Below are 12,942 nucleotides of genomic sequence, written 5' to 3' on the forward strand. Positions count from 1 at the left end.
CCGCCGAGCCGGCCGGTGTCAGCCGCTCGCCGGGCAACTCCGTGACCCTCCTGGTGCGGCCCCGCCTTGTCGGGCCGCGCGACGCGATCGATCGTCTTCGATCCAACGACCGCCTCGAGTCCATCGTCCGCCTGCGGGCCGCCGTGCGCGCCCTCGACGACGTCGACGTCTCCGGCTGGGACGACTCCGCCCTGACCGAGCACCTCGACGAGATCTCTGCCACGCTCTGCGCGCTCGACGCGCAGGTCACCCGCGTCGCCGACGCGGTCCGGGCCCGAGGCTTCCGGATCGCCGAGCCGCTGGCCGCCTGATGCCGCGACGGGGGTCGCTTCGTCTCGCCGGAAAATGTCGTAGGTGGCTGCCAGGATAGGGCCGTGCGGTTCTCAGACCTGGCGGCCACCTCGGCCGCCGTGAGTGCTACCTCGGGGCGCAAGGCCAAGATCGAGCTCCTGGCCGACGCCCTGCGCCGCCTCGATCCCGGCGAGATCGCGGCCGGCTCGGCCTATCTGGCCGGCGAGCTGCGGCAGCGGCAGACCGGGGTGGGCTATGCCAGCCTGCGCGACCGGCCGGCGCCCGCGGCCGAGCCCACGCTCACGGTCGGCGAGGTCGACGCCGCGATCGCCGAGATCTCGGTCGTCGCCGGCGCCGGTTCCCAGGCCCGCCGGCGTGACCTGCTCGGCGCGCTGTTCGGCGCCGCCACCGCCGACGAGCAGCGGTTGCTGGTCGGCCTGTTCGGCGGCGAGCTGCGGCAGGGTGCCCAGGCCGGCCTGCTGGCCGACGCGATCGCCAAGGCGGCCGAGGTGCCGCTGACCGCGGTGCGCCGGGCGCTGCTGCTCTCCGGCGACCTGAAGCAGGTGGCCGTGGCCGCGCTCACCGGCGGCGCCGCGGCCCTCGCCGAGATCCATCTGCGGGTCGGCACCCCGCTCACCCCGATGCTGGCGCAGAGCGCCCCCGACGTCGGCGCCGCCCTGCTCGCCACCGGCGCCCCGGCCGCGGTCGACGTGAAGCTCGACGGCATCCGCATCCAGGTGCACCGCTCGGGCGACGAGGTCGCCGTCTTCACCCGCAGCCTCGACGACATCACCGCCCGCATGCCCGAGGTCGTCGAGGCGGTCCGCAAGCTGCCCGTGCGCGAGGCCGTGCTCGACGGCGAGGCGATGACGCTCGACGCGTCCGGCCGCCCCCGCCCGTTCCAGGAGACGTCGAGCCGCGCCGCCACCCGCGGCGCGGTCACCTCGGCGCTGGTGCCCTATTTCTTCGACGTGCTGCACCTCGACGGCGCCGACCTGCTCGACGAGCCCGCGCACGTCCGCTGGTCCGCGCTCGCCGGCGCCCTGCCCGCCGAGCTGCTGGTCGGCCGCACCATCGCCGAGACCGAGGAGCAGGCCGCGGCCGCCTTCGCCGCCGCGCTCGCCGCCGGTCAGGAGGGCGTTGTCATGAAGGCGCTCGAGGCCCCCTACGACGTCGGCCGCCGCGGCTCGGCGTGGGTCAAGGTCAAACCCCGGCACACGCTCGACCTGGTCGTCCTGGCCGTCGAGTGGGGGCACGGCCGTCGCAAGGGCTGGCTGTCCAACCTGCACCTGGGCGCGCTCGACCCGGCGACGGGCGGGTTCGTGATGCTGGGCAAGACGTTCAAGGGCCTGACCGACGAGCTGCTTCGCTGGCAGACCGCGCGCTTCCAGGAGCTGGCCACCGGCGACAACGGCTGGGTGGTGACCGTGCGGCCCGAGCAGGTGGTCGAGATCGCCTTCGACGGCGTCCAGACGTCGCCGCGCTACCCCGGCGGCGTGGCGCTGCGGTTCGCCCGGGTGCTGCGCTACCGCGACGACAAACGGGCGGCCGAGGCCGACACGATCGACACGGTCAAGGCGCTGGGCGCGCACCTCCCGCCGGCCGGCTAGGGCCTGTCCCGTGGATCACGCGGGGCTGCGGCGGGGCCCAGGCGGCGCCTGACGGCGTCCGCGAAACGCCCGAATCCAACACCGGGATGCGGCCGCTTCGCGGCCGACGTCAGCCACCACCTGGACCGCGCCTCGCACTCGCGTGATCCACGGGACAGACCCTAGAGGGCGGCCAGCGTGCGGACGTAGTTGACCTGCTGGTTGATGGCGGTCACGCCGTTCTGGTCGGCCACCGGGATGCGGGCGACGTACTGCCGGGAGCCGTTGGTCACGGTGACCTGCACGGTGCCCTGCATGACGTTCTCCTTGACCAGCAGGAAGAGCAGGCTGAAGACGGTCAGGACGCAGAAGCCGACGATCGCCGCGATGACCGCCCACCGCGGGATGCGCTGCTGGCTGAACCAGTAGTCGTTGACCTGCCACTGCGAGCCGGCGAGCGGAATGTCACCGGTCGGGGTGTGCACCGTCGTCGAGGTGACCGCGATCTCGGCGATCTGCATGATCACCGGCCCGGGCTGGGGGTCGGGCGGGGGCACGTAGGCCGAGACCGGGGCGGTGGGGGCATTGGCCGGCAGCGGCACGGTCGGCGGGTGCGCGGGCGGTGACGACGCCGGCTGGCCGGAGACCGGGTGAGCCGGAGCCGGCACCGAGCCCGGCGACCCTCCCGGCGGCGCGGATGCCGGGGCCGCGGGCGGTGCGGACGCGGGACCGGCGGGCGGCGCAGCCGGGGGATACGGCGACGGGACGCTCCACGGATCGTCCGGCGGCGGAGCCGGCGCTCCCCACGGGTCGCTCGGCGACGAGGTCATGCCGCGACCCTAGTCGTGCCCGCCCGGGGCCGCGAGCTTGGCTTCCGTCGCGGCCTAGTCCTGGCCGCTCGGGGCCGTGAGCTTGGCCTCCGCCTCGGCGCGCTTGCGGTCGGCCTCCTCCACGCGGTCGACGGGGGCGCTCAGCGCGGCCAAGCGGGCGGCCTCGCGCCGGCGGTCGGCCTCGGCCACGCGGTCGCGCAGGCTCGGCTTCGCGGTCGGGGCGCCCTCGGACCGGCCGGCACCCTGCGCCTCCTTGCGGGCCTGCCAGACGTACACGAAAAGCGCCATCGCCGCGAAGAGCCACCACTGCGCCGTGTAACCCGCGTTCTGCCAGGCGTCCTCGTGATCGATGGGGATGCGGGTGAAGGCCGGGTCGTTCGGCGGGGTCTGGTCGGTGAGCAGGACGTAGGCGCCATAGAGCGGGTACGGCATCTGTCCCGCCAAGTGGGAGACCGTGATGCGCCTGGTGTCGAGGCGGCCATTGCGGTGCTCGATGGCGGTGGGTCGGCTTTCCGACAGGTGGATCTGGCCGACCACGGTGACATCGCCGGTGGGCGCGGGCGGCACGACCGGAGCGGCGCCCGCCCCGGCGGCCGGCGCCGGCACCCAGCCGCGGTCGACCAGCACGGCCGTGCCGTCGGCCAGTACCAGCGGCGTGACGATCTCGAATCCGACGTCCCCGTCCACGGTCCGCCCGCGCGCCTGGATCTCGTGCGTCACGTCGTACCGGCCGCTGACCTCGACCTTTGTCCACGCCAAGCGTTTGCCGGGCGATGAGCCGGCGTGCCCCGCCCGGCTCGGCCGCTCGAGGACCGAGATCAGCGGCACCGCCCGGACCGAGTCAGCGGCGTCGATGCGCGCGTTGATCGCGCTGCGTTCCTGGTACCGATGGAGCTGCCAGTCGCCGAGCATGACCATGATCACGGCGGCGACCACGGTCAGCGCGGCGGCGCCCAGCCAGCGCGGTGTCAGCAGGAACCGGTACACCCCACGAGGCTACCCGGCGGACCGGCGTCACCTCCCGGAGCCAGGTACTGTGCCGACGGCGGCCCTGTTCACCTGCACGGCGGCCCAGTGACAAGTCGGGAGAACCTTTGATGAGCGCCCAGCCCCGCCTGGTCGTGAGCGCGCCCTCCTCGGGGCACGGAAAGACCGCGATCGCGGTCGGTCTGCTCGCGGCGTGCGTGGCTCGGGGCATTCCGGCGGCGGGCTTCAAGGTCGGGCCCGATCACACCGACGCGGCGTACCTCGGTCTCGCCGCCGGCCGTCCGGGCCGCAACCTCGACCCCCGGCTGGTGGGCGCGCAGCGGATCGGCCCGCTCTTCGCGCACGGCGCGGCGGGCGCCCAGCTCTCGGTGATCGAGGGCGCCATGGGTCTGTTCGACTCACTGACCGGCCAGCCCGAGGTGGACGGCACCGCCGCGGTCGCCGCCACCCTGCGCGCGCCGGTGGTGCTGGTGGTCGACGTGGCCGCGATGGGTCACTCGCTGGCGGCGCTGGTGCACGGCTTCCGGATGTTCGACGAGATGGTCCACCTGGGCGGCGTGATCCTCAATCGGGTCGCCTCGTCGCGGCACGAGCAGATGTTGCGCACGGCGCTCGACGACATCGGCATGCCGGTGCTGGGCGCGCTGCGCCGCGGCGATCTGCCGAACGTGTTGCCGGCCCGCGCGCACGGCCCGGTTCCGGTCGCGCACCGGACGGTCGAGGCGAGCCGGGCGGTGCGGCGGCTGGGCGAGGCGGTGCTGTCCGGGCTCGATCTCGAGCGGCTGATGGCGCTGGCCGGGGGCGCGCCGGCGCTGCCCGGCCCGATCTGGACGCCGGGCGATGCGGTGGGCGGTGACTTCGAGCAGCGTCCGATCGTCGCGCTTGCGGGTGGTCCGGGTGCGCCTTACACGTACGTCGAGACGGCCGAGCTCCTCACCGCGGCGGGCGCCGATGTCGCCGTCGTCGACCCACTGCGTGACGAGTCGCTCCCGGCCGGCACGCGCGCCCTCGTCGTCGGTGGTGGACTTCCGGAGGGGTACGCCGAGGAGCTCTCCGCCAACCGACGGCTCTGCAATGCGGTGGCCAAGTTCGCCCACGACGGCTGGCCGGTGGTGGCCGAGGGCGTGGCGCTGCCCTGGCTCGGGCGTGACTTCGACGGCCGGCCGATGTGCGCGGTGATCGACACGTCGGCGGTCACCGGCGAGCAGACCGTGGCCGGCTACCGCGAGGCGACGGCGCCGACCACGTCGCTGCTGGCTCCGGCCGGCGCCCGGATCACCGGCTACAAGCAGCACCGCGCGATCATGACGCCGCGCGCCGGGAACGTGCCCGCCTGGACCTGGTCGGGCGGCAATCCCGAGGGCTTCGTCTGGCGCCAGGTGCACGCCTCGCAGCTCGGCCTGCACTGGGCGGCCGCCCCCGAGATCGCCAAGCGGGTGGTCGCCGCCGCGATCGCCGGCCCGGCCGGGGAGCGGCCGGGCCCGCCGCCGGCGCACGCCCAGCCACACGGGGCGCAGGGTCACGGCGGTCCACAGCCGCACAGCCCCCAGCCGCAGGGTATGCTGCCGCGCAGCCCTCAGCCGCACGGTTCGCAGCCGCACAGCCCCCAGCCGCAGGGCACTCAGCCGCGCGGTCCGCAGTCGCAGCATGGTGCGCAGTCGCAGCATGGTGCGCAGCCGCAGCATGGTGCGCAGTCGCAGTCGCAGTCGCAGTCGCAGTCGCGGTCGCAGTCGCAGCGTGGCCCGCAGTCGCAGCCGCACGGCCCGCAGGGTGAGCCGCACAGCCCGGCGGCGGATCCGCACGGCGAGCCGCCGACGGTGTCGATGCCGGCCGCCGCGCTGGCGTCCGCGCCCGCGATGCCGCACGACCTGCCGCATGACCTGCCGCCGTTCGTGCCGGGCGAGCCGTTCTTCGGGCCGCCGGTGGGCGCCGGCGTCCCACCGGAGCAATACGACTCCTATGGACCGCCGCATGCCCAGCCTTCGTCGCCGGGCGCGCTACCCGATCACCGTCCCCAAGGTCCGGCCGGCGGTCCGCACGACCAGGCTCCGCGCCGCCGCCCGCGTCCGCCGATGGCCGGCGGCCTTCCGCCCGCGCCCGGCTCCGGCCCGATGGGCGGCTACCCGTCCGTGCTCGGCTCCGGCCCGATGGGCGGGTATGCGCCCACTCCCGGGTCCGCGCCGATGGGTGGTTATACGCCCACTCCCGACTCTGCCCCGATGAGCGGGTATGCGCCCACGCCCGGGCCCGCGCCGATGAGCGGGTATGCGCCCACGCCCGGGCCCGCGCCGATGAGCGGATATGTGTCCGCACCCGGGTCCGGGTCGATGGCCGGCGATCTTCCACCCGCGCCCGGCTCCGGCCCGATCATGGGTGGACTGCCGCCGGCGCCCGGCTCCGGGCCGATGGCGGGCGGGCCGTCGCCCGACTCCGGACCGGCTCCGGCCTCCGGTGTCGCCAGCGTGCCCGACCTCTCCGACACGGCCGACATCACCACGTCCTGAACAGGGCCAATCCGCCGTCCGGCCGGATCTCGGGCGGACGTTCGGAGCGGAAACCAGCCCTGTCGCGAAAACGCCCTTCGTTGAACGCGAAAGTGTCGTACCTCACCCGTAACGTGGGTTTAACACCGACGACCCGAAGGAGGACGACCGTGGCCGATCGTGTGCCGCTGGATTTCGACCCGCCGGTTCGTAGACTGCGAGCGCTCCTCCTGGGGATCGACGACGACGAGCTGAGGTGCCCCACCCCCTGTCCCGACTGGACCGTCGCCGCTCTGCTCGACCATCTGATGGCCCTGTCCCTCGCCTTCACCCAGGCGGCTCGCAAACGCACCGACGCTCCCGGCACCGAGAGCGCGCCGCCCCGGCCGTCCGCGCAGCACCTCTCCCGACATTGGCGCAGCCGGCTGCCCGTCCTGCTCGAAGACCTGGCCACCGCCTGGAAAGATCCGGCCGCCTGGACCGGCACGTCCAAGGTGGGCGGCGTCGAGATGCCGGCGACGGCGCTCGGCATCACGGCGATGAACGAGCTGATCGTCCACAGCTGGGACCTCGCGAAGGGCACCGGCCAGGAGTATTTCGCCGATCCGCGCACGCTCGAGGTGCTGATCGAGTTCCTGGAGCAGGGTCCGGCCGTGGGCACGCCCGGCGAGTTCGGCCCGCGCGTAATCGACGACGACGAGGCCACCCTGCTCGACCAGACGCTCGCGCTGGCCGGCCGCGACCCCGCCTGGCGTGAGCCCCGCCGCCGGCGCCGACCGGAGGCCCCGGCCGCCTGACCCGTCGCGGCGTCGACGCACCCGCGGCGTCGACGCAGGCCGCCGGCGCTAGTCCGACCAGGTCAGTCGCCGTTCCAGCCGGTGGTGTCGGTCTGGCCGGACCTGGCGCGGCCGGTGCCGCCGGTGGGGTGCTTGCGGCTGCCGTCGGTCTTGGCGGTCCGGTGGCCGTTGTGGTCGGACTTCCCCGGCTTGCCGGTGGCGCCGCCCCGGACGCCGCCGCCCGAATTGCTGTCGCCTCTGGTGCTGTCGCCCTGGGCGCTGCCGCCCTGGGCGCTGCCGCCCCGGGCGCTGCCGCCCCGGGCGCTGTCACTCCGGGTGTCGCCGCTCTGGGTGCCGGCGCTGTGCTTGTGGTTGCGGTGGTGCTTCTTGTGCTTGCCTCCGCCGTTCGTGTCGCTCTTGCTGACGCCGGCGCTCGTGCCGCCGCCATCGGCCCCGTCGATCGACGCGGTGGTGGCGTCGGCGCTCTGGTCGTTCTTGTCGACGCCGTGCCAGGCGATCTGCTTCGACGGCGGGGTGAACTTGAGCTTGGGCTGGCCCTTCAGCGCATCCCGCAAGGTCTCGGCCAGCGTGTACTTCGAGATCGTCGAGCGGCCCGCGCCCACGTAGTCGTTGGGATCGTCGGGATCGGCCACGAACGCCGCGCCCGCCAGCTGGGGCGTGAAGCCGCAGAACCACGCCGTCTTGTTGCTGTCGGTGGTGCCGCTCTTGCCGGCCACGGGACGGTGCAGTGTCGCGTACACCATCGGGGAAGTCGACCACCCGCCGCAGCCGCCGCGGGCGGAACCGTAACCGGTCACGCAGCGCGCGGCATCGGTCGCCGCGCGGGCCACGTCGGCCGAGACCACCCGGTGGCATCGCGGCCCGGCGACCAGCTGGCCCCGGTACTTCAGGTTCGAGCCGTCGCGGTTCTGGATCACCCGGACCGGCAGCGGCTCGCAGTACTCGCCCTCGGCCGCCAGCGTCGCGAAGACGTTCGCCATCTCGATCGGCGTCGCGTCGCTCACCCCGAGCGTGAACGCGCCCCACCCGGAGGCGTGTTCGGGCGTGGCCAGCTTCTGGTCGACGTCCGTCCGCCACTTGAGGCCCAGGCGCGAAGCCATCGCGACCGCCTTGTCCGCGCCCACCTTCTGCTCGAGCTGGACGAAGTACGTGTTCACCGACTTGCCGAACCCGCTCCACATGGTCTGGTTACCGGTCATGGCTTTGGTGGAGTTCTTCGGGCACCAGTGCACTCCGCAGGTCGCCGGCCCGGGCGCGGTGATGTACTTCGACACGTACTGCTGGGGCGCGTAGATCGACGTGTCCAGGGGCAGGCCCGAGTCGAGGGCGGCCAGCATCGTGAAGATCTTGAAGGTCGACCCCGCCTGGTAACCGGCCATGGTGCCGCCGCCGAGCAGGGGGTTGACCGTGTTCGGGTAGTTGCCCTTCTTCGGGTTCGGCTGCAGCGAGTAGTGCCGGTTGACCGCCATCGAGAGGATCCGCCCGGTGCCCGGCTCGATGATGACCTGCCCGTGGGCGTACCGGCTGCGCATCTTCTCCTTGTTCAGGACGTGCTTCATCGCGTACGCCTGGATCTTGGGGTCGATCGAGGTGATCACCTGGTAGCCGCCGCGCCGCAGGTTCTCCTCGCGGTCCTCGGGGGTGGCGCCGAAAGCCGGCTGCTCGCGCCACCACGACTTGAGGTAGTCGCAGAAGAAGCCCCAGTCGTTGTGCGGCTCGGCGATCGACACGCAGTCGTTGGGCGGCGTGCTCAGGCGCAGCCGGATCTTCGCCCGCTTCGCGTCGGCCGCCTGGCTCGGGGTAATCACGGCCATCTTCAGCATCTGGTCGATCACGTAGTTGCGCCGGTTGGTGGCCGCGCGCTGGTCACCGGCCGCCGGATCGTAGGCCGAGGGCGCCTTGACCAGTCCCGCGAGCAGGGCCGCCTCGTTGAGGTTCAGCTGCTTGGGCGTCTTGGAGAAGAACACCTGGGCGGCGGCGAAGATCCCGTACGCCCGATGCCCGAAGTAGGCGGAGTTGAGGTAGCGCTCCAGGATCTCCTGCTTCGACAACCGCTTCTCGAGCTCGATCGCGAGCCGCATCTCCCGCAGTTTGCGCTGCGTGGTCTGCTCGGTGGCCTCGAGCGCCTCGGTCGGCGTCTTGGCGCTGTCCCGCAGGGCCATCCGCACGTACTGCATCGTCAGCGTCGACGCGCCCTGGGCGACGCCGCCCGCCTGCCGGTTCGCGACGAAGGCCCGCGCCACGCCCTTGGCGTCGACCCCGTGGTGCTCGTAGAAACGCGAGTCCTCGGAGGCCACGATCGCCTCGGTCATGTACGGCGACATGTCCCCGATCTTGATCGGCTTGCGGTGTTCCTCGTAGAACATCGTGAGCAGCGTCTTGCCGTCACTGGCGTACACGTAGGTGGTCTGCGCGCTGGGCACCTCGATGAGGTTCTCCGGCATGCGGGCCAGGGCGTCGGAGCCGGCTTTGACGCCGATGCCGGCGAGGGCCGCCAGTGGGTAGGCGAGACCGGCGATCACGAGACCCGCGATCAGGCCGGCGCGGACGAGGGGAGCAATCTTTCCGGCTGCCACCTCCCGAAGGTATGACAAAACCGTTCATGTCCCGACGAAACGGCCGAAGTGAGACGTGAAAAACGGTCCGGCATGCTGATGGCATGACGTTCGACCTGGGGCATCACGGCGACGCGGAGGTCGGCGCCGGGCTGATCGACCTGGCCGTCAACGTGCGGCACGAGCCGATGCCGGCGTGGCTTTCGGCCCCGATCCTGGAGTCGTTGTCGCAGCTCAGGGCCTATCCGGACGATCGTGAGGCGGTTGCCGCCGTGGCCCGCCGGCATCGGCGGAGCGAGAAGGAGGTGCTGCTGACGGCGGGCGCGGCGCAGGCTTTCGTGCTTCTCGCGCACTTCAAGAAACCCGAGCACGCCGTCGTCGTGCACCCCCAGTTCACCGAGCCCGAGGCCGCCCTGCGCAACGCCGGCCACGACGTCGACCGGGTGCTGCTGCGGGCCGAGGACGGTTTCCGGCTCGACGCGCGGCTCGTCCCCGAGGACGCCGACCTGGTCTTCGTGGGCAATCCGACCAACCCGACCTCGGTGCTGCACCCGGCCTCGGAGATCGCCGAGCTGGCCCGTCCGGGGCGGGTGCTGGTGGTCGACGAGGCCTTCGCCGACACCACGTTCCGTGACGGCGTGCCGGGCGAGCCCGAGTCGCTGGCCGAGCGTGACGATCTTCCGGGGCTGGTCGTGCTGCGCAGCCTGACCAAGACCTGGGGGCTGGCCGGCCTGCGTATCGGCTATCTGCTCGGGCCGGCCCGCCTGCTCGCGCGCCTGGCCGCGTGCCGGCCCCTGTGGGCGGTCTCGACGCCGGCTCTCGCGGCCGCGATCGCCTGTGCGTCACCGACCGCGATCGCCGCCGAGCGGGAGATCGCGGCGCGCGTCGCGGCCGAGCGGGACCATCTGCTTCGCCGGCTCGCGCGAGTGCCGAACCTCACGGTCGCCGGTTCTCCGGCCGGTGCGTTCGTGACCGTACGCCTGCCGGAAGCCGAGAAGATAAGACTTGAGCTGCGCGAACGCGGTTGGGCCGTGCGCCGCGGCGACACCTTCCCGGGCCTGGGCCCCGATTGGCTGCGGATCGCCGTGCGCGACACTGCGATCACCGACGCATTCGTGGCGGCTCTCACCGACGTGATCGAGGAGCGATCGTGACCCTGGAGACGACCGTGGCGGCCATCCGGCCCGCCGACCAGCCGGCCATGGCCGCCGCCCGTGAGCTGCAGTCCCGGCTCACCAAGCCGGCCGGCTCGCTCGGTGACCTCGAGGAGCTGTCGGTGCGCCTGGCCGGCCTGTTCGGCGCCTGCCCGCCGCCGCTGCCCGAGCCGGCCGCCGTCGCCGTCTTCGCCGGCGACCATGGCGTGCATGCTCAGGGAGTCAGCCCCTGGCCGCAGGAGGTCACCGCCCAGATGGTGGCGAACTTCCTGGCCGGCGGCGCGGTCGTGAACGCGTTCGCCCGCCAGGCCGGCGCCCGCGTCACCGTGGTCGACGTCGGCGTGGCCAACCCGCTCCCGGTCGCCGCCGGGCTGGTCGACGCCAACGTGCGGCGCGGCACCCGGGACATGACGGTCGAGCCGGCGCTGACCCGCGACGAGGCCCGGGCCGCGGTCGAGGTCGGCGTCAAGGTCGCCGAACGGCTGATCGCCGAGGGCGCGATGTGCCTGCTCACCGGCGACATGGGCATCGCCAACACGACCCCGGCCGCGACCCTGATCGCCGCCTTCACCGGCTCGCCGGCGGCCGCGGTCACCGGCCGTGGCACCGGCATCGACGACGCCACGCACGCGCATAAGGTTTCCGTCGTCGAGTCGGCGCTGGCCAAGCACGCCGCGGCGGAAAAAGACCCGCTCGGCGTGCTGGCCGCGGTCGGCGGCCTCGAGCACGCGGCGATCGCCGGCTTCATCCTGGCCGCCGCCGCGCACCGGATCCCGGTGATCGTCGACGGCGTGATCGCCGCGTCCGGCGCGCTGGCCGCCGCCGCGTTCGCCCCCGACGCGGTCGCCGCCATGGTCGCCGGGCACCGCTCGGCCGAGCCCGGCGCCACCGTCGCGCTCGCCCACCTCGGCCTCACCCCGCTGCTCGACCTGGGCATGCGGCTCGGCGAGGGCAGCGGCGCCGTGCTCGCGCTGCCGGTGGTGGCGTCCGCGGTGCGGGTGCTGCACGAGGTGGCGACGTTCGACTCGGCGGGAGTGTCGGAGAAGTGAGCCTCTATCCGATGGCGCTGCGGCTGACCGGCCGGCGGGTGCTGGTCGTAGGCGGCGGCGCGGTGGCGACCCGGCGGGTGCCGGCCCTGATCGCGGCGGGCGCGGTCATCGACATCGTCTCGCCCGAGCTCACCCCGGCGCTGCAGGGTTACGTCGACGCCGGGCGGGCGACCTGGCAGCGGCGGAAGTTCGAGCCGGCCGACGTCGAGGGCGCCTGGCTGGTGCAGGTGGCGATCGACGATCCGGCGGCGGCGGCCCAGGTGAGCGCCGCGGCCGAGGAGCACCGGATCTTCTGCGTACGGGCCGACGACCGTGAAGCGGCCACCGCCTGGACCCCGGCGGTGACCCGGCACGGGCAGGTCACGGTGGCGGTCACGGACGGGGGCGACCGGCGGCGGGCGATGGCCGTACGCGATCTGGTCGCCCAGGCGCTCGAGACCGAGCCCCCGGCCACGCCCGAGCACAAGGGCGTGGCCCTGGTCGGCGCCGGCCCCGGCGACCCCGAGCTGATCACCGTGAAGGGCCGCCGGCTGCTCGCCGCGGCCGACGTCGTGGTGGCCGACCGGCTCGTGCCCGGCCTGCTGCTCGGCGATCTGCGGCCGGAGGTCGAGTTCGTGGACGCGGCCAAGATCCCGTACGGGCCGTCGAAGGCGCAGGAGGAGATCAACCGCATCCTGGTCGAACGGGCCCTCGAGGGGAAGTTCGTGGTGCGGCTCAAGGGCGGCGACCCGTACGTCTTCGGCCGTGGTGGCGAGGAGGCCCTGGCCTGCGCCTCGGCCGGCATCCCGGTGCTGGTCGTGCCCGGCGTGACCAGCTCGATCGCGGCGCCCGCCCTGGCCGGCATCCCGGTCACCCACCGCGGCGTCGCCCACGAGTTCACCGTGGTCTCCGGCCACGTCGCGCCGGACAGCCCGCAGTCGCTGGTCGACTGGCCGGCGCTGGGCCGGCTGCGGGGCACGGTCGTGGTGATGATGGGCCTGAAGAACCTGGCCGCCATCGCCGCCCGCCTGATCGCCGAGGGCCGCCCCGCCACCACTCCGGTGGCCGTGGTCCAGGAGGGCTCGACCGCGCACCAGCGGTCGCTGCGCAGCACGCTCGGCGCGGTCGCGGCCGACACCGTGGAGGCCGGCCTGCGCCCGCCCGCCACCGTCGTCATCGGAGACGTGGTCGACGTCCGGTTATAGCCCGAACACGGCGGGTAGGAACG

The 12,942-nt window shown here is 73.5% G+C and carries 9 protein-coding genes and 1 pseudogene; 7 read left to right on the top strand and 3 right to left on the bottom strand.

From position 1 onward, the window contains the following. Nucleotides 1-86 precede the first annotated feature (86 nt). Together ACQP2F_RS06990 and ACQP2F_RS06995 are read left to right on the top strand one after the other, a co-directional pair. Complete coding sequence (locus ACQP2F_RS06990) at nucleotides 87-311, top strand: hypothetical protein (protein ID WP_433307377.1); 225 nt, start codon at nucleotides 87-89, stop codon at nucleotides 309-311. 63 nt (nucleotides 312-374) lie between these two features. After that, nucleotides 375-1,901, top strand: a complete 1,527-nt coding sequence (locus ACQP2F_RS06995; RefSeq protein ID WP_433301746.1) for an ATP-dependent DNA ligase — start codon at nucleotides 375-377, stop codon at nucleotides 1,899-1,901. 161 nt (nucleotides 1,902-2,062) lie between these two features. On the opposite strand, the gene ACQP2F_RS07000 is transcribed toward ACQP2F_RS06995, so the two are convergent. Both ACQP2F_RS07000 and ACQP2F_RS07005 read right to left on the bottom strand, forming a co-directional pair. Continuing rightward, complete coding sequence (locus tag ACQP2F_RS07000; RefSeq protein ID WP_433301748.1) at nucleotides 2,063-2,710, bottom strand: hypothetical protein; 648 nt, start codon at nucleotides 2,708-2,710, stop codon at nucleotides 2,063-2,065. 54 nt (nucleotides 2,711-2,764) lie between these two features. Beyond that, on the bottom strand, nucleotides 2,765-3,697 hold the full coding sequence (locus ACQP2F_RS07005) for an SURF1 family cytochrome oxidase biogenesis protein (protein ID WP_433301749.1): 933 nt from the start codon (nucleotides 3,695-3,697) through the stop codon (nucleotides 2,765-2,767). A 110-nt stretch (nucleotides 3,698-3,807) separates the two neighbouring features. Here ACQP2F_RS07005 and ACQP2F_RS07010 point away from each other — a divergent pair, with 110 nt between their 5' ends. Next, nucleotides 3,808-6,201 (top strand): cobyrinate a,c-diamide synthase, encoded by a 2,394-nt coding sequence (locus tag ACQP2F_RS07010; RefSeq protein WP_433301751.1) that lies wholly within the window; start codon nucleotides 3,808-3,810, stop codon nucleotides 6,199-6,201. Between the two features lie 149 nt (nucleotides 6,202-6,350). Further along, entirely contained in the window at nucleotides 6,351-6,977 is a 627-nt protein-coding gene (locus ACQP2F_RS07015; RefSeq protein ID WP_433301753.1) for a TIGR03086 family metal-binding protein, read from the top strand. Between the two features lie 494 nt (nucleotides 6,978-7,471). Here ACQP2F_RS07015 and ACQP2F_RS07020 read toward each other — a convergent pair. After that, nucleotides 7,472-9,571: pseudogene (locus ACQP2F_RS07020) on the bottom strand (transglycosylase domain-containing protein); the annotation flags it as partial. A 65-nt stretch (nucleotides 9,572-9,636) separates the two neighbouring features. On the opposite strand from ACQP2F_RS07020, the gene cobC reads away from it, so the two are divergent. From cobC to cobA, 3 genes are read left to right on the top strand one after another with little or no spacing between them, the layout of a single operon-like run. Beyond that, the gene (gene cobC, locus ACQP2F_RS07025) at nucleotides 9,637-10,686 is read left to right on the top strand and encodes an Rv2231c family pyridoxal phosphate-dependent protein CobC (RefSeq protein ID WP_433301755.1); all 1,050 of its coding nucleotides are present in this window, start codon (nucleotides 9,637-9,639) and stop codon (nucleotides 10,684-10,686) included. A 47-nt stretch (nucleotides 10,687-10,733) separates the two neighbouring features. Further along, nucleotides 10,734-11,735, top strand: coding sequence for a nicotinate-nucleotide--dimethylbenzimidazole phosphoribosyltransferase (gene cobT / locus ACQP2F_RS07030; RefSeq protein ID WP_433307379.1), 1,002 nt, complete (start codon nucleotides 10,734-10,736; stop codon nucleotides 11,733-11,735). Next, nucleotides 11,732-12,919, top strand: a complete 1,188-nt coding sequence (gene cobA / locus ACQP2F_RS07035; protein WP_433301757.1) for a uroporphyrinogen-III C-methyltransferase — start codon at nucleotides 11,732-11,734, stop codon at nucleotides 12,917-12,919. The genes cobT and cobA overlap by 4 nt, the downstream gene beginning before the upstream one ends. Nucleotides 12,920-12,942: the final 23 nt, after the last annotated feature.

The organism is Actinoplanes sp. CA-030573 (genome assembly GCF_050951115.1).
Lineage (GTDB): Bacteria > Actinomycetota > Actinomycetes > Mycobacteriales > Micromonosporaceae > Actinoplanes.

Bases quoted from the DNA above. Each gene is read 5' to 3' on its own strand.
- ACQP2F_RS07000 (WP_433301748.1), bottom strand. From the start codon at position 2,710: ATGACCTCGTCGCCGAGCGACCCGTGGGGAGCGCCGGCTCCGCCGCCG.
- ACQP2F_RS07010 (WP_433301751.1), top strand. From the start codon at position 3,808: ATGAGCGCCCAGCCCCGCCTGGTCGTGAGCGCGCCCTCCTCGGGGCAC.
- cobC (WP_433301755.1), top strand. From the start codon at position 9,637: ATGACGTTCGACCTGGGGCATCACGGCGACGCGGAGGTCGGCGCCGGG.
- cobT (WP_433307379.1), top strand. From the start codon at position 10,734: ATGGCCGCCGCCCGTGAGCTGCAGTCCCGGCTCACCAAGCCGGCCGGC.